Annotated in this window: 15 protein-coding genes and 1 tRNA gene; 3 read left to right on the top strand and 13 right to left on the bottom strand. The window is 72.1% G+C overall.

Annotated elements, in window-relative coordinates; translation table 11 throughout:
- Positions 1–191: 191 nt before the first annotated feature.
- From rplL to ACH4OA_RS19795, 8 genes are all read right to left on the bottom strand, one after another.
- Positions 192–581, bottom strand: coding sequence for a 50S ribosomal protein L7/L12 (gene rplL, locus ACH4OA_RS19830; RefSeq protein ID WP_365875356.1), 390 nt, complete (start codon positions 579–581; stop codon positions 192–194).
- Positions 582–692: 111 nt separating this feature from the next.
- On the bottom strand, positions 693–1,223 hold the full coding sequence (gene rplJ / locus ACH4OA_RS19825) for a 50S ribosomal protein L10 (protein WP_365875355.1): 531 nt from the start codon (positions 1,221–1,223) through the stop codon (positions 693–695).
- A 1,878-nt stretch (positions 1,224–3,101) separates the two neighbouring features.
- Positions 3,102–4,016 (bottom strand): hypothetical protein, encoded by a 915-nt coding sequence (locus ACH4OA_RS19820; RefSeq protein WP_397969986.1) that lies wholly within the window; start codon positions 4,014–4,016, stop codon positions 3,102–3,104.
- Between the two features lie 164 nt (positions 4,017–4,180).
- The gene (gene rplA, locus ACH4OA_RS19815) at positions 4,181–4,906 is read right to left on the bottom strand and encodes a 50S ribosomal protein L1 (RefSeq protein WP_365875351.1); all 726 of its coding nucleotides are present in this window, start codon (positions 4,904–4,906) and stop codon (positions 4,181–4,183) included.
- 98 nt (positions 4,907–5,004) lie between these two features.
- Positions 5,005–5,439, bottom strand: a complete 435-nt coding sequence (gene rplK, locus ACH4OA_RS19810) for a 50S ribosomal protein L11 (RefSeq protein WP_014674351.1) — start codon at positions 5,437–5,439, stop codon at positions 5,005–5,007.
- Between the two features lie 340 nt (positions 5,440–5,779).
- Positions 5,780–6,688, bottom strand: coding sequence for a transcription termination/antitermination protein NusG (gene nusG / locus ACH4OA_RS19805; protein WP_397938315.1), 909 nt, complete (start codon positions 6,686–6,688; stop codon positions 5,780–5,782).
- A gap of 80 nt (positions 6,689–6,768) precedes the next feature.
- Complete coding sequence (gene secE, locus ACH4OA_RS19800) at positions 6,769–7,056, bottom strand: preprotein translocase subunit SecE (protein WP_365875347.1); 288 nt, start codon at positions 7,054–7,056, stop codon at positions 6,769–6,771.
- Between the two features lie 106 nt (positions 7,057–7,162).
- A tRNA-Trp gene (locus tag ACH4OA_RS19795) sits at positions 7,163–7,235 on the bottom strand.
- Between the two features lie 260 nt (positions 7,236–7,495).
- Here ACH4OA_RS19795 and ACH4OA_RS19790 point away from each other — a divergent pair.
- Both ACH4OA_RS19790 and ACH4OA_RS19785 read left to right on the top strand, forming a co-directional pair.
- Positions 7,496–8,722 carry a pyridoxal phosphate-dependent aminotransferase gene (locus ACH4OA_RS19790; protein WP_365875345.1) on the top strand — a complete coding sequence of 409 codons (1,227 nt, stop codon included), beginning with the start codon at positions 7,496–7,498 and terminating at the stop codon, positions 8,720–8,722.
- A 122-nt stretch (positions 8,723–8,844) separates the two neighbouring features.
- Positions 8,845–9,885, top strand: coding sequence for an adenosine deaminase (locus ACH4OA_RS19785; RefSeq protein WP_397969984.1), 1,041 nt, complete (start codon positions 8,845–8,847; stop codon positions 9,883–9,885).
- A 2-nt stretch (positions 9,886–9,887) separates the two neighbouring features.
- Here the strand turns inward: ACH4OA_RS19785 and ACH4OA_RS19780 are convergent, their stop codons facing one another.
- On the bottom strand, positions 9,888–10,499 hold the full coding sequence (locus tag ACH4OA_RS19780; protein ID WP_397946711.1) for a TetR/AcrR family transcriptional regulator: 612 nt from the start codon (positions 10,497–10,499) through the stop codon (positions 9,888–9,890).
- Positions 10,500–10,619: 120 nt separating this feature from the next.
- Here ACH4OA_RS19780 and ACH4OA_RS19775 point away from each other — a divergent pair, with 120 nt between their 5' ends.
- The gene (locus ACH4OA_RS19775) at positions 10,620–11,252 is read left to right on the top strand and encodes an NAD(P)-dependent oxidoreductase (RefSeq protein ID WP_397946712.1); all 633 of its coding nucleotides are present in this window, start codon (positions 10,620–10,622) and stop codon (positions 11,250–11,252) included.
- A gap of 218 nt (positions 11,253–11,470) precedes the next feature.
- On the opposite strand, the gene ACH4OA_RS19770 is transcribed toward ACH4OA_RS19775, so the two are convergent.
- From ACH4OA_RS19770 to ACH4OA_RS19755, 4 genes are all read right to left on the bottom strand, one after another.
- Complete coding sequence (locus ACH4OA_RS19770) at positions 11,471–12,526, bottom strand: UDP-N-acetylmuramate dehydrogenase (RefSeq protein WP_397969982.1); 1,056 nt, start codon at positions 12,524–12,526, stop codon at positions 11,471–11,473.
- Between the two features lie 642 nt (positions 12,527–13,168).
- A complete protein-coding gene (locus ACH4OA_RS19765) occupies positions 13,169–14,557 on the bottom strand; it encodes a DHA2 family efflux MFS transporter permease subunit (protein WP_397946807.1) in 1,389 nt (462 codons plus the stop codon).
- Between the two features lie 174 nt (positions 14,558–14,731).
- A complete protein-coding gene (locus ACH4OA_RS19760; RefSeq protein ID WP_397938326.1) occupies positions 14,732–15,301 on the bottom strand; it encodes a TetR/AcrR family transcriptional regulator in 570 nt (189 codons plus the stop codon).
- 261 nt (positions 15,302–15,562) lie between these two features.
- A complete protein-coding gene (locus ACH4OA_RS19755; protein ID WP_397938328.1) occupies positions 15,563–15,991 on the bottom strand; it encodes a MaoC family dehydratase in 429 nt (142 codons plus the stop codon).
- Positions 15,992–15,997: the final 6 nt, after the last annotated feature.

The raw sequence follows: 15,997 nt of genomic DNA, 5'->3' as shown, positions 1-15,997 counted from the left end.
GGGACACGACGAAGATCACCTTACCTCTCACGAACACAGGTGCAAGGCAGCCGGGGCCGGGCCCCGGCGAACGCCGCAGGGCGACCACCCGGATGGATGATCGCCCTGCGGTGCGTTCGCGTTACAGCCCTACGGTGCTACGGCGCTACGGCCGTACAGCCCCGGGAGCCGCTGGTGCGGTCGCGAAGGTCTTACTTGACCTCGACGGAGGCGCCGGCGGCCTTGAGGGACTCGGCGGCCTTCTCGGCCTGCTCCTTGTTGACCTTCTCGAGGACCGGCTTCGGGGTGCCGTCGACGAGGTCCTTGGCCTCCTTCAGACCCAGCGAGGTCAGCTCACGCACGACCTTGATGACCTGGATCTTCTTCTCGCCGGCGCCGGTGAGGATGACGTCGAACTCGTCCTTCTCCTCCTCGGCCTCGGCGGCGGCGCCACCAGCGGCACCACCGGCGACGACGACCGGCGCGGCAGCGGCGGCGGTGACGTCGAACTTGTCCTCGAAGGCCTTCACGAACTCGGAGAGCTCGATGAGGGTCATCTCCTCGAACTGGGCAAGCAGCTCGTCCTGGGTGAGCTTCGCCATGATGGCGGTCCTTCCACTCAAATCGGCAGGTGCCGGATGTACTGGATAAGGCGGGCGTACGTCGGCCCGCTGCGACCCGCTCCTGTGACGCGGGTCAGAAAGCGAGCCGAATTACTCGGCACCGCCCTGCTCGGCCTGCTTGGCGCGCAGCGCGTCCACGGTGCGGACGAGCTTCGACGGCAGCGCCTGGAAGACGGAGGCAGCCTGGGACTGCTTCGCCTTGAAGGCACCGGCCAGCTTGCTGAGCAGAACCTCGCGGGACTCGAGGTCCGCGAGCTTCTTGATCTCGTCGGCGGACAGCGCCTTACCATCAAGGACACCGCCCTTGATGATGAGATTGGGGTTGTCCTTGGCGAAGTCACGCAGACCCTTCGCCGACTCCACCGGGTCACCGGTGACGAAGGCGACGGCCGTCGGGCCAGCGAAGAGCTGGTCCTCCAGCGTGATCCCGGCCTCCTTGGCCGCAATCTTGGTCAGCGTGTTCTTCACCACGGCGTACTGGGCGTTCTCACCGAGCGACCGGCGCAGCGTCTTGAGCTGCGCCACGGTGAGACCGCGGTACTCGGTCAGCACGGCGGCGTTGGAGCTGCGGAACTTGTCCGTCAGCTCCGCAACCGCGGCAGCCTTGTCGGGCCTCGCCATAGAGCCTCGGCCTCCTTCCGGGTGATTCGGACCGCGCGGACCCGAAGGAGGACTGGGTAAAACGAAACGCCCCGGCGCAGGCGCACGGGGCGGACTCGACCGGGACGCACACGCTCGGCGAGCGCACTCCGGGAGTTCTTCCACGTCACCTGCGCGGGTCGCCCACTTTTCAGCGGATCCTTCGGCCACCGCACCCTCACACGAGCGCACGGCAACGACCAGCGGTCTTTGGCTTCGAGAAGGACACTACGCGACCACGGCACACCAGAGCAAATCGACCGGACCGCGAGCGGTAGGGGGCCGGCCGTGGGCGGGGCACGGCGGGATCACCGGACCCCGGGCAGGACGCGGCGGGGTCGTCGCACCGCGGGCGGAACCCGCCATCCGCGCGCGGGGCGCGCCGGACGTCGCGTGCCGGACGGGACGCGCCGGCCGCGCGAGGAGCGCCCCGGAGTCATCATGCCCCGGACGGGAAGCGTCGGGGGGCGTCGCGCTGTGGGCGGCCGCCGGCCACACGCGGGGCGTCCCGGAGTCGTCGCGCCCCGGGCGGAAGCCGCCGAAGCGTCGGGCCTGATCGTCGGGCCCCGGCGGGAGGCGTCGGGGGGTCGCGCTGTGGGCGGGAACCGCCGGCCGTACGCGGGGGCACCCCGGAGCCGTCGGGCCCCGGGCGGAAGCCGCCGAACGTCCGGCTCGGCCGTCGGGCCCCGGGCGGGAGCGACCGGAACGTCCGGTCGGGTAGTCGAGCCGGGCGGGAGCCGCCGGCCGTGCGCGGCGCACCCGTCGGACCCCGGGCGGAAGCCGCCGGACCGTCCGGCCCGGTCCTCGGGTCCCGGGCGGGAACCGCCGGCCGCACGCGGGGCGCCCCGGAGCCGTCGCGTCCCGGGCGGAAGCCGCCGGAGCGTCGGACCCGGTCGTCGGGCCCGCGCGGGAACCGCCGGCCGTACGCGGGGGCACCCCGGAGTCGTCGTACCCCGGACGGGACGCCACGGGGGGCGTCGCACTGTGAGCGGAAACCGCCGGCCGTACGCGGGGCGCCCCCGAGCCGTCACGCCCCGGGCGGAAGCCGCCGAACGTCCGGCCCGGTCGTCGGACCCCGGGCGTCCGGTCCAGTAATCGAGCTGGGCGGGAACCGCCGACCGCGCAGGCCGTGCGCCCCGGGGTCATCGTGCCCCAGGCGGGACGCACCGGGGGCGTCGCACTGTAAGCGCAAGCCGCGCGCCGGGCGCCCCACGGCCGTCGGGCCACGGACGGAAGCCACCGGAACGTCCGGCCCGTTAGTCCAGCCGGGTGGGAACCGCCGGCCCCGCGCGGTGCGCGCCAGGGGCGTCACCGGCCGGCCGGGCACCACCAGCCGTACGCGGGGCGCCCCGGAGCCGTCGGACCCCAGACGGAAGCCACCGGAACGTCCGGCCCGTTAGTCCAGCCGGGCGGGAACCGCCGGCCCCGCGCGGAGCGGGCCAGGGGCGTCGCCCGCCGGGCGGGAACCGCCGGCCGTGCGCGGGCCGCCCCGGCGTCATCGTGCCCCGGGCGGGACGCGCCGGGGCGTCGCGCTGTGGGCGGAAGCCTCCGGCCGTGCGCGGGCGCCCCGCAGCCGTCGTGTCCCGGGCGGAAGCCCGCCAGAACGTCCGGCTCGGTCGGCGGGCTCCGGGCGAGAGCCGCCGGAGCGTCCGGTCCGGTCGGCGGGAACCGCCCGCGCGGAAGACACTGCCGCTCGCCGCCGCGGGCCCCGCTGCCGCAGCACGCCCCGTGGAGGCCGTTGTGCGGGCTTGCGAGCCATGCGGAAGGTCACGGCCCCGCCAGGGGGCTATGCGGCCCCTGGCGGGCAGCGGGGGCAGCGGGCCCGCACCGGTGCGGTGGGGCCCCGGGTGGCCGGAAGGGTCAGGAAGGGGTGCCCGTGGCGCTGCCGGTTGCCGTGCCGCCGGACTTCAGCATGTCCGCGAAGTCCTTGGTGTCGCCGGCCGGCGGCGCCTGAGCGGTGACCTTCACGCCGTAGTCGCTGTAGAACGTCGTGTTGCTCATGACGCCGTTGGCGGTCTTGGCCTTCTCGGACTTCTTGACCAGCAGGTCCTGGTCGTTGATCCAGATGTCGATGGTGTCCTTGGTGACACCGGCCTGGCTGAGCTGCTTCCTCAGGGCCGCGAGCTGGTCGGCGCTGAGGTTGCTGGTCTTGCCGGCGAGGTCGGCCACGTTCACCGTGCCCGAGTAGTGCACGGCGTGGACGCCGGACAGCGTCTCCTCGCCGACCTTCTTGACGTCACCGGAGGCCAGCAGCATCCGCACGGACTGGTTCGGGGTGGCGGTCTGGAGCTGGTCCTTCATGTACGAACCGGACGCGCCGCCCACCTTGGCGAGGTCCTCGTACGCGTACCTGATCCAGTGCGTGCCGCCGCCCGTCTGCCGGGCGTACGCGTCGCTCATGTGGGCGTAGTAGGCGTCCGGCAGATACCGGGTCTCCATCGACTGGGTGCCGGCCTTCTTCATCAGCTCGGCCATCTGCCCGCCGGTGTAGGTGATGGTGAGGTTGCCCTTGAGTCCGTCGCTCCAGCTGAGCGCGCCGTCCGCGCTCATCGACATCAGGTCGCCGACGGAGGTGGTGGAGCGCACCTTCGCCGAGTCGGCCTTGTCGGTGGACTTCTCCACAGAGCGCAGGGCCGCGATGGGGCTGACGTGTATCGCCTTGCCGCCCGCCTTGTCGCCGTCCTTGCCGGAGTCGGTGCCGCAGGCGGCCAGTCCGGTCAGCGCGGCCGCCACCGCGATGGAAAGGGCCGCCCGGCGCATGGTCGTGCTGTTCATCTGTCCCACCCCTATTGCGTGTCCTGTGCCTGCACCGTAACCCAGGCCACTGACAGTCGTACGAAAGGTCGCACAGAGAAAGGACGGGCCCGGAACCTCGGAGGTTCCAGGGCCCGCCCTTCTCTTTACGCGTACCTGACGCGGCTACCAGGCTGAGCCGGGGCTCAGACGGCGGCCGGGTCCTCCTCGACGAGGAGGTTGCGGGTGCGGTTCGGGTCGACCGGAATGCCGGGGCCCATCGTGGTGGTGATGGCGGCCTTCTTGATGTAGCGACCCTTGGCGGCGGACGGCTTCAGACGGAGGATCTCGTCCAGCGCGGCGCCGTAGTTCTCCACCAGCTTGTCGTCCCCGAAGGACGCCTTGCCGATGATGAAGTGCAGGTTCGAGTGCTTGTCGACGCGGAACTCGATCTTGCCGCCCTTGATGTCCGTGACGGCCTTGGTCACGTCGGGGGTGACGGTGCCGGTCTTCGGGTTCGGCATCAGACCACGCGGGCCGAGGACGCGGCCGAGGCGGCCGACCTTGCCCATGAGGTCCGGGGTGGCGACGACGGCGTCGAAGTCCAGACGGCCCTTCGCGACCTCGTCGATCAGCTCGTCGGCACCGACGATGTCGGCGCCCGCGGCACGCGCGGCCTCGGCACGGTCGCCGGTCGCGAAGACCAGGACCCGGGCGGTCTTACCGGTGCCGTGCGGAAGGTTCACGGTGCCACGGACCATCTGGTCGGCCTTGCGCGGGTCGACACCCAGACGGAAGGCGACCTCGACGGTGGCGTCGAACTTGGTCGTGGAGGTCTCCTTGGCGAGACGGACGGCTTCGAGCGGGGCGTACAGCTTCTCCCGGTCGATCTTGGCGTCCGCAGCGCGGAGAGCCTTGCTGCGCTTGCTCACAACTTGCTCCTGTGTGTTCTGAAAGGAGTCGTGGTCCTGGGGCCGAGCAGGCCCTGCCACGTGCGGCCGCTCACGGCCGCATGACTGCTGGGGTGGGGTCAGCCCTCGACCGTGACGCCCATGGAACGCGCGGTACCGGCGATGATCTTCGCCGCGGCGTCCAGGTCGTTCGCGTTCAGGTCGGCCATCTTGGTCTGGGCGATCTCGCGGACCTGCGCCTCGGTGATCTTGGCGACCTTGGTCTTGTGCGGCTCGCCCGAGCCCTTCTCGATGCCCGCGGCCTTGAGAATCATCTTCGCGGCCGGCGGCGTCTTGGTGATGAAGGTGAAGGAACGGTCTTCGTAGACCGTGATCTCCACCGGGATGACCCAACCGCGCTGCGACTCGGTCGCGGCGTTGTAGGCCTTGCAGAACTCCATGATGTTGACGCCGTGCTGACCCAGCGCCGGGCCGACCGGCGGAGCCGGGTTGGCGGCGCCGGCCTGGATCTGGAGCTTGATAAGCCCCGTGACCTTCTTCTTCTTGGGAGGCATGCTCTCTCCGGGTCCTTGCTGAGAGGTTGATGGCCATCCGCTTCATCCGGATTACACGCCGATGCATGATCCAGCAGATGGCATACCGCCCAACGATAGCCGCTGTCCCCTCGGGACAAGAAATCGTCCAGGTCAGACGGCCTGCACGGGGGCTCGTACAGGGGCGGCCGCGACCGGCTCCGCGGTGCGCGGCCAGGCCGCCGGGAGGCGGACGGCGTACGACGGGACGCGCGCCGCCACCGCCTCACGGCGGTGTCGTGCCGGACACAGGCGGCCCCGGTACGACGGAAGCGCCCCGGCCCGGTGTGTACGGGCGGGGGCGCTTGCGGGACGTGTGCCGTCAGTTCTTCTGGATCTGGTCGAAGGACAGCTCGACCGGCGTCTCGCGGCCGAAGATCTCCACCAGGCCCTTGACCTTCTTCGAGTCCGGGTTGATCTCGTTGATGGTCGCCTGGAGCGTGGCGAACGGACCGTCCGTGACGGTGACCGAGTCGCCGACCTCGAAGTCCAACACCTGGACCTCGACCTTGCGCTGCGGGGCGGGCTTGCCCTCGGCCTCGGCGGCCTCGCGGGCGGCCTTCTCCTCGGCCTCCGGGGCGAGCATCTTGACGATCTCGTCCAGGGTCAGCGGGTACGGGTCGTAGGCGTTGCCGACGAAGCCGGTGACGCCCGGCGTGTTGCGGACGACGCCCCAGGACTCGTTGGTCAGGTCCATGCGGACCAGGACGTAACCCGGCAGCTTGTTCTGCTTGATCGTCTTGCGGTCGCCGTTCTTGATCTGGACGACCTCTTCCTGCGGCACCTCGGCCTGGAAGATGTAGTCCTCGACGTTCAGCGAGACGGCGCGCTGCTCCAGGTTGGTCTTCACGCGGTTCTCGTAACCGGCGTAGGTGTGGATGACGTACCACTCGCCGGGCAGGGTGCGCAGTTCCTCGCGCAGGGCCTCGACCGGGTCGACCGGAGCGGCCGGCTCCTCCTCGGCCTCCTCGGCGTCGGCGGCCTCCGCGTCGTCGGCGTCCCCGGACACCTCGTCGTCGGCCTCGCCTGCCTCGTCGTCCCCGTCCTCGGCGGTCTCGGCGGCCTCGGCGTGCAGGGCGGCCTCCTCGGCCGGCTCACCCGCCTCGGCCTCGGCAGCCTCGAACTCGTCCTGCTCGTCCGCGCCCTCGACGATGTCGAGCTCGTCATCCGCCGTCTCGGCAGCCAGCCCGCGGGGCTCGGTGGCGTCGTCGTTCAGGTTCGGGTCAGACACGATGGCTGCTTCTTCCTGGATACATAGGGGTGGAACATGCGAAAACGGGCGCCGGTGCCACGGCGCCCTTCGCTCTTGGCTCAGCCGAAGACGTACTTGGCCGCGTGGTTGAGCCCATAGTCAATCACGGTCACCAGGGCAATCATGATGACGACGAAGAAGATCACCACGGTGGTGTACGAGGTCAGCTGATTGCGCGTCGGCCAGACGACCTTGCGGAGTTCCGCGATGATCTGGCGGTAGAAGGTGGCCAGGCGCTTGAGCGGGCCCTTCTTGGCGCGCTTGCCGCCCTTGCGGGCCCTCTTCTTGGACTCCGGCACCTCGTCCTGGGCATCAGGCGTGTCGATGGAGCCCACGGCGTCCGTCATAGTCCTCACCTGATCCCGGGTCGTGGCCGTGCCGCGCCCGGTTTCTGAGCCGCACGGCGGTGCATTGCTGTACGTACAAGCGCACACATCCTGGCGGTGTGTGTAGCAGGGCCGGAGGGACTTGAACCCCCAACCGCCGGTTTTGGAGACCGGTGCTCTACCAATTGAGCTACGACCCTTTGCGTGTCCCCCAACGTACCGCATCCAGCCCGGTGCCCGGTGTGCACCGGCATGGCGACGGCTGCCGAAGGCCAACGAGGTGAGAGTGTACGTGTTCCGCGGCCCGGCGTCGAACAGAAAGCGGCCGCTGGGACCGGGTGACCGAAGATCGTCCAGGCCACGGGCCGGAACCGGACCCGTGTTCACGCCTCGACCCTCCGCTGTTCAGTCTGTGAAACCCGTGTGCCGGGGGCGTTTCCGGTCTGGAACGATGGGCGGCATGAGCGCTGCAATCCCTCCCACCGAGCGCCGGGTCTCCGCCCGAGTCGGCGCGATCTCCGAGTCCGCCACCCTCGCCGTGGATGCCAAGGCCAAGGCCCTGAAGGCCGCCGGGCGTCCGGTGATCGGCTTCGGCGCCGGTGAGCCCGACTTCCCGACCCCGGACTACATCGTCGAGGCGGCCGTCGAGGCCTGCAAGAACCCCAAGTACCACCGCTACACGCCGGCCGGCGGCCTGCCCGAGCTGAAGGCCGCGATCGCCGCGAAGACGCTGCGCGACTCCGGCTGGGAGCCCGACGTCTCGCAGATCCTGGTCACCAACGGCGGCAAGCAGGCCATCTACGAGGCGTTCGCCGCGATCCTCGACCCGGGCGACGAGGTCATCGTCCCGGCGCCGTACTGGACGACGTACCCGGAGTCGATCCGGCTGGCCGGCGGTGTCCCGGTGGAGGTCGTCGCGGACGAGTCGACCGGCTACCGCGTCTCGGTGGAGCAGTTGGAGGCGGCGCGCACGGAGCGCACGAAGGTCGTCCTCTTCGTCTCCCCGTCCAACCCGACCGGCGCGGTGTACTCCGAGGCCGAGACCGAGGCCATCGGCCGCTGGGCCGTCGAGCACGGCCTGTGGGTGCTCACCGACGAGATCTACGAGCACCTGGTCTACGGCGACGCCGCCGCGGTGTCCCTGCCGGCCCTGCTGCCCGAGCTGCGCGACAAGTGCATCGTGGTCAACGGCGTGGCCAAGACGTACGCCATGACCGGCTGGCGCGTGGGCTGGGTCATCGGCCCGAAGGACGTCGTCAAGGCCGCGACCAACCTCCAGTCGCACGCCACCTCGAACGTCTCCAACGTCGCCCAGGCCGCCGCCCTGGCCGCCGTCTCCGGTGGTCTGGAGGCCGTGGCGGAGATGCGCGAGGCGTTCGACCGGCGCCGCCGGACGATCGTGCGGATGCTCAACGAGATCGACGGCGTCCTGTGCCCGGAGCCCGAGGGCGCGTTCTACGCCTACCCGTCGGTCAAGGCGCTGCTCGGCAAGGAGATCCGCGGCAAGCGCCCGCAGGACACGGTCGAGCTGGCCGCGCTGATCCTGGAGGAGGCCGAGGTCGCGGTCGTCCCGGGCGAGGCGTTCGGCACGCCGGGCTATCTGCGGCTGTCCTACGCGCTCGGGGACGAGGACCTCGCCGAGGGCGTGAGCCGGATCCAGAAGCTGCTGGCGGAGGCGCGGGACTAGTCCCGGACCGCACGCGCGCGGGCCGTCTCCCTCCGGGGAGGCGGCCCGCTTCTGTGTGCGGGCAAGACCTCGAAGGGGGAAACGGCTACCGGGACGCCCGTGACGTACGGCAGGATCTGGGAATGGAGCGTGTACGTGATCTCTCTGAGCTGCCGAAGGCCCATCTCCACCTGCACTTCACGGGGTCGATGCGCCCGGCGACCGTCCTGGAACTGGCCGACAAGCACGGCGTACGCCTGCCCGACACCCTGACGGAAGCCCTGGTCAGCGGGGAACCACCGCAGTTGCGGGCCACCGACGAACGGGGCTGGTTCCGCTTCCAGCGGCTGTACGACGCGGCGCGTTCCTGCCTGCGCGCACCGGAGGACATCCAGCGCCTGGTCCGGGAGGCCGCGCAGGAGGATCTGCGGGACGGCTCGGGCTGGCTGGAGATCCAGGTGGACCCGACGTCGTACGCGCCCCGGCTCGGCGGTCTGATCCCGGCCCTGGAAGTCATCCTGGACGCGGTCGAGACGACGTCCCGGGAGACCGGGCTCGGCATGCGCGTCGTGGTCGCCGCGAACCGGATGAAGCACCCGCTGGACGCGCGCACGCTGGCCCGGCTGGCGGTGCGGTACGCGGACCGGGGCGTGGTCGGGTTCGGGCTCTCCAACGACGAGCGGCGGGGCCTGGCGCGGGACTTCGACCGGGCCTTCCACATCGCGAGCGAGGGCGGTCTGCTGTCGGCGCCGCACGGTGGCGAGCTGGCCGGCCCGGCATCGGTCCGGGACTGCCTGGACGACCTGCACGCCACCCGGATCGGGCACGGGGTGCGGGCCGCCGAGGACCCGCGGCTGCTGAAGCGGCTGGCCGACCGGGGCGTGACCTGCGAGGTGTGCCCGGCCTCGAACGTGGCGCTCGGTGTGTACGAGAAACCGGAGGACGTGCCGCTGCGCACCCTCTTCGAGGCGGGCGTCCCGCTGGCGCTCGGCGCCGACGACCCGCTGCTGTTCGGCTCCCGGCTGGCCGCCCAGTATGAGATCGCCCGCCACTCCCACGGCTTCACCGACGCCGAACTCGCGGAGCTGGCCCGGCAGTCGGTGCGGGGCTCGGCGGCGCCGCCGGAGGTCAAGGCGCGGCTGCTGGCGAGCGTGGACGACTGGCTGACCCGGCCGGCGGCCTGAGGTCAGCCGGCGGACTCCGGGGCGCCGATGCCGCCCAGCAGGGTCGTCACGAGCCGGGCGGCGAACTCGTCCACCGCCGGCCGCAGGCCGCTGTCGGTGGCGTCGTAGGCGAAGGCGCGCTGCGCGCAGGCGCCCAGCAGGAGTGAGGCGGCGGCGTAGGTGTCGGCGCAGGCCCGGACCCGGCCGGCGGCCTGTTCGGCGCGCAGGTAGGCGTCCAGTCCCTGGATGGGCAGGTGCGGTCCGGAGCCGAGGGCGCGCAGGGTGTCGTCGTGCCGCCGCTTGAGCTGGGTCTCGGCGTACAGGGAGGCGGCGATCGGGAAACTCTGCTCGTAGAAGAGGGCCGCTTGGCGGGCGATCTCGGTGAGGTTCTCCTCCAGGGTGCCCTGGCCCGGTGCGGCGGCGAGGCGGTCGAGCAGCGGGGTGAGCCGGGGCAGGCGCTCGGTGAGGACCCGTACGAACAGCTCCTCCTTGCTGTCGAAGTACTTGTAGAGGGCCGCTTCGGAGCAGCCGGCCGCGCGGGCGATCTCCTTGGTGGTGGCGCGGGCGAGTCCGACGGTGAGCATCAGCTCGTGCGCGGCGTCCAGGAGGCGGACCCGCGCCGGTTGCGTCTCCATGGGGCTCCTGGGCTCCTGTCGGTCTTGACGGGTGGGTGAGCGGTTGCCCACTCTAGGAGACGACAAGGTGAGTAAGTACTCACCCACCAGCGCGAGCAGAGGAAGTCAGGGGGAGCCGCCATGAAGCTCACCGTTTTCGGTGCCACCGGAGGGATCGGCCGTGAGCTGGTCCGTCAGGCGCTGGACGCCGGGCACGAGGTCACCGCGGTCGTCCGGGACCCGGCCCGGCTCGGCCTGGCCGGCGAGCGTCTGGAGGTCGTCCGCAGCGGCCTGGCCGGCTCGCAGGAGCTGCGTGCCGCCGTGCGCGGCCGGGACGCGGTGCTGTCCGGCCTGGGCGCGCGCAGCCGCGCGGACGCCGGGGTGGCGGCCCGGCTGACCGGGACGGTGCTGGGTGCCATGGAGGCGGAGGGCGTGCGCCGGCTGCTGGTGGTCAGCGCCGGCCCGGTCGGCCCGGCCCCGGAGCACGACGGCGCCCTGGACCGCGGGATGCGGGCGCTGGTCTCGGCGGTCCTGAAGGACGTCTACACCGACCTGCGCGCGATGGAGGCCGCGCTGGCCCGCAGCGACACGGACTGGACGTCCGTCCGGCCGCCCCGGCTCCAGGACAAGCCGCTCACCGGCCGGTACCGCACGGTGGTCGGCGGCTTCCCGCCCAAGGGCCGCTTCATCGGCCGCGCGGACGTCGCCCACGCGATGCTGTCCCTGATCGACGCCCGGGAGGCGGTGGGGCAGGGGGTGGGGGTGGCGTACTGAGCGCTGGGGGGTGCGGGGCCGGGTGAGCTGCGGCGCTGCGGGGGCCGGTGCTCGGACTGCGGGGTTGCGGGGGCCGGTGGGCTGGTCGGACTGCTGGGGCTGCGGGGCCGATGGACTGGCTCGGGCCGCTGGGGCCACTCCGGCCGCTGGGGCCACTTGGGCTGCTCGGGCCTCTCGGGCCTCTCGGGCCTCTCGGGCCTCTCGGGCCTCTCGGGCTGCTAGAGGTCGACGCCCACGGTGACCGGCTCGTTGACCAGGGTGACGCCGAAGGCCGCGTGGACCCCGTCGACCACCTCGCGGGCGAGCGCGAGCAGGTCCTCCGTGGTGGCGCCGCCCCGGTTGGTGAGGGCGAGGGTGTGCTTGGTGGAGATCCGGGCGGGGCCGGTGCCGTAGCCCTTGGTGAAGCCGGCCTTGTCGATCAGCCAGGCCGCGGACGTCTTCGTACGGCCCTCCCCCGCCGGGTAGGCGGGCGGCTCGATGCCGTCGCCGAGCCGTTCACGCACGCGCGCGTGGAAGGCGGCGAACTGCTCGTCGGTGAGGATCGGGTTGGTGAAGAAGGAACCGGCGGACCAGGTGTCGTGGTCCTCGGTGTCCAGCACCATGCCCTTGCCGGCGCGCAGCTTCAGCACGGTCTCGCGGGCGGCGGCCAGCGGCACCCGGTCGCCGGGCTCCACACCGAGCGCGCGGGCGGCCTCGGCGTACTTGACCGGCGCGGACAGACCGTCCGCGTCCTCCAGGCCGAAGCGGACCCGGAGCACGACATACCGGCCGGGGTCGGCCTTGAAGCGGCTGTGGCGGTACGAGAAGGCGCACTCCTCGTTCGTCAGCGTGACGGTCTCGCCGGCCCGCCGGTCGTAGGCGGTGACCTCCGTGATCGTCGCGGAGACCTCCTGGCCGTACGCGCCCACGTTCTGGATCGGCGTGGCGCCCGCGGAGCCGGGGATGCCGGCCAGGCACTCGATACCGGCGAGCCCGGCCTCCACGGTGCGGGCGACGGCGTCGGTCCACACCTCGCCGGCCGCCAGCTCCAGGGTGGTGCCGCGCAGTTCGACGCCGCGGGTGGCGATGCGCAGGGCGGTGCCGTCGAAGCCCTTGTCGCCGATGACCAGGTTCGAGCCGCCGCCGATGACCAGCAGCGGGGTGCCGCTGTCATCGGCCTCGCGGACCGCGGCGATCACCTCGGCGTCGGTCACGGCGGTCACCAGCCGCGTCGCGGGACCGCCCAGCCGGAAGGTGGTCAGCGGGGCAAGGGGGGCGTCGTGGAGTACCTGCACGGCCCCAAGACTACGAGACACCACGGACAGCCCCGGGCACGGAGGGCAGATCACCCACCGGGACCGCCGCGGGGGGCACGCGCGCGGACCCCGCTCGCTGTACGACGGCCCACGCGCGCGTGCGCGACGCCGAAGATTCCTCCGGGTGAATGCCTAGGCCCCGGCGGCCCACGCGCGCGTGCGCGATGCCGGCCGGCGACGGGACCCTGGCGCGGGTGCGGCCGGGGCTCCTCGCGCGCGGGCGTGGTCCCGGTGGAACGATGGCCCCGGCTTACTGGGGCCGCGTCGCGGTCTTGCGGTCTTGCGGGCTCGCGGGGCGCGCCGTACAGCGGAGTCCTCGCGGGTGTGCGCGATGCCGGTCGACGGCGACACCCCGGCACGGGTACGGCCGGGACTCCTGGCGCACGTGCGGTGTCGAGGGCGCGCCAGCCCGGCCCGGTGGGCCCGCGCCCCCCGCGGGGCGCGCCGTTCAACGGCATCCCCGCGCGCGTGCGCGGTGTCGGCCGCCGGCGAAACCCCGGTGGGTACGGCCGGGAGTCCTGGCGCGTGCACGGTGCCGGCGGCGCGGCGGGCCCGTCGACTGGGCCGCGCCCCACGCCCCGCGCGGCGCGGGGCGCGGGGCGCGGGGCGCGGGGCGGTCGGTCAGCGGGCGGCCCGCTCCAGGGCCGGTTCCGGTGTCTGCGCTGTGCCCGCCGCGGCGGGCTTGCCGATGCCTCCGTGCCCGGCGCCCCGGCCCGGGATCATCAGCGCGGCGACCGCGGCGAGGGCGACCACCGCCGAGCCGGTGACGAGGGCGGGCCGCAGCCCGTCCACGAAGCTCTGCGCGGACGCGTAACCGCCCTGGGCCGAGAAGATCGACGACATGACGGCGATGCCGAGCGCACCGCCCACCTCGCGCAGCGCGTTGTTCGCCCCGGAGGCGATGCCCTGCTCCTGCGGCCGGACGCTGGACATGACCAGACTGGCGGCCGGCGCGAAGAACAGGGCCATGCCGATGCCGTTGACGATCAGGGCGGGCAGCTGGGCGGCGTAGGAGGCGTCCTTGGTGGCGACTACGGCCAGGTAGCCGAGGCCGACGGCCTGGAGGAACAGGCCCGCGGCGACGACCGGCCGGCCGCCGACCCGGTCGGAGAGGAACCCGGCGACGGGTGCGACGAGCATCGGCATGCCGGTCCACGGCAGCAGCCTGAGCCCCGCCTCGGTGGGCGAGTAGCCGAGGACGCCCTGCATGTACTGGCTGAGCAGGAAGATCGAGCCGAACATCCCGACGAACATCAGCAGGCTGGCCGCGTTGATGCCGGAGAAGGCGCGGGAGCGGAACAGCCGCATCGGCAGCATGGGCGCGGCGGCGCGGGCGCTGTAGCCGACGAAGCCCGCGAGGAGCGCGCCGCCCGCGCTCAGCGAGGCCAGCACCACGGGGTCGGTCCAGCCGTCGGCGGGCCCCCGGACCAGGCCGTACACGATCCCGAAGAGCCCGCCGCTGGCGAGCAGCGTGCCGGGGAAGTCGAGCCGGGCGCCGGTGCCGTGGGACTCGGTGAGGCGGAGCCGGGCGAGCGGCAGCGCGGCCAGGCCGAGCGGGACGTTCAGCCAGAAGATCCAGTGCCAGGAGACGTGCTCCGTGAGACTGCCGCCGATCAGCGGCCCGGAGGCGACGGCGAGCCCGTTGACGGCGCCCCAGATGCCGTACACGGTGCCCCGCCGGGCCGCGGGGACGGCCGCGGTCAGCAGGGTCAGTGTGAGCGGCATCATCACGGCCGCGCCGACGCCCTGGACCGCGCGGGCGGCGACCAGGGAGCCGATGCCGGGTGCCAGGGCCGCGGCGGCGGAGGCGCCGGTGAACACGGCGAGGCCGGCGATGAACAGCCGGCGGCGCCCGAAGCGGTCGCCGAGCGCGGCGCCGAACATCAGCAGGACGGCGAAGGTGAGCGTGTAGGCGCTCACGGTCCACTCCAGGTCGTCCAGCGCGCCGCCGAGGTCCTCGCGGATGGAGGGCAGGGCCGTGGTGACGACGAGGTTGTCCAGGGCCGCCATGAACCCGGCCACGCTGGTGATGACCAGGGCCCACACGGCGCGTGCGCGGGTGCCGCCGGGCCCGGGTATCTCTGTCCGATCCGACATCTCTTCCCCCCAAGGGATGAATGAAGTTAGTAATGGATGACTAACTTTCGCGGCCGGAAAAAGGCGGCCGCGCCCCTCCGTCCCGCCTCAGACCGGCGGGTGTTCCTTCAGCCGGGCCGACGGGTACATCGTCTGCCACACCCGGTGTTCGGGCGGGAAACCCATGGCCACCAGGCAGTTGATGAGCATCCCGTAGGCCATGAAGACGGTCGTCTCCTCGGCGTTCGCACCGAGCGGCAGATGGACGGCGTCCCACAGCCGCATCCAGCCGGCGCGCACCTTCTCGCCGAACTCGTGGTCGCCCTCTTCCTCGGCCGCCGACACGGCGACGTACATCTGCATCTGCAGCATCAGCCGCTCGGGCTGTTCCGCGATGACCTTGGTGTACGCGTTCGCCATGGCGTGCAGCGCCTCTTCACCCCGCAACCCCTGCGAGGCCTCCACGAAGGTCCGGACGGTGTCCTCCATGCAGCGTTCGACCGCCGCCAGGAAGATCGCCTTCTTGCCCGGGAAGAGCCGGAAGAGGTACGGCTGCGAGACACCGACCCGTTGGGCGATCGCCTCCGTGGTGGTGCCGTGGTATCCGCCGCGCGCGAACTCGGCGGTCGCGGCGCGGACGACGCTCTCGCGCCGCTCCTCTGCGCTCATCCTGGGCATGCGGCTAAGTTAGTACTCAATCACTAACTTGGTCAATGCGGGTTGCCGGGCGGAGATTAGCGGGGGCGCAGGCGGGCGTACGCCGGGGTGTGCGGCACGTACGCCGGGCTGGACTGGGCGGCAGTGCGCGCCCCGGGTACGGGTGAGGGGCGCCCGACCGCTGCGAGCGCCCCTCACCTCTGTACCTCTGCTTCCGGCATGCCGTCCGACCCTCAGGCGAGCCGTACGACTACACCTCCGCTTCGGCGTGCCGTCCGGCCGTCAGGCGAGCCGTACGACCGCGCGGGACATGCCCAGGACCTTCTGGCCGCCGCTCGTCGCCGTGAGGTCCACGCGGACGGTGTTGTCGTCCAGCTTGGCCGCGACCTTGCCGGCGACCTCGATCAGCGCGCCCTGCTCGTCGTTCGGGACGACGACGGGCTTGGTGAAGCGGACGCCGTACTCCACGACCGCGCCCGGGTCGCCGATCCAGTCCGTGACCACGCGGATCGCCTCGGCCATGGTGAACATGCCGTGCGCGATGACGTCCGGCAGGCCCACCTCCTTGGCGAACTTCTCGTTCCAGTGGATCGGGTTGAAGTCCCCGGAGGCACCCGCGTAGCGCACGAGGGTGTCGCGTTTCACGGGGAAACTCTGGGCCGGCAGCTCGGTGCCGACCTCTACGTCGTCGTACGCGATCTTCGCCGTCATCGGTTC

The sequence above is a fragment of the Streptomyces sp. NPDC017095 genome (assembly GCF_044332325.1).
In the GTDB taxonomy this organism is placed as follows: Bacteria; Actinomycetota; Actinomycetes; order Streptomycetales; family Streptomycetaceae; genus Streptomyces.
This window is presented reverse-complemented; position numbering and strand designations above follow the sequence as displayed.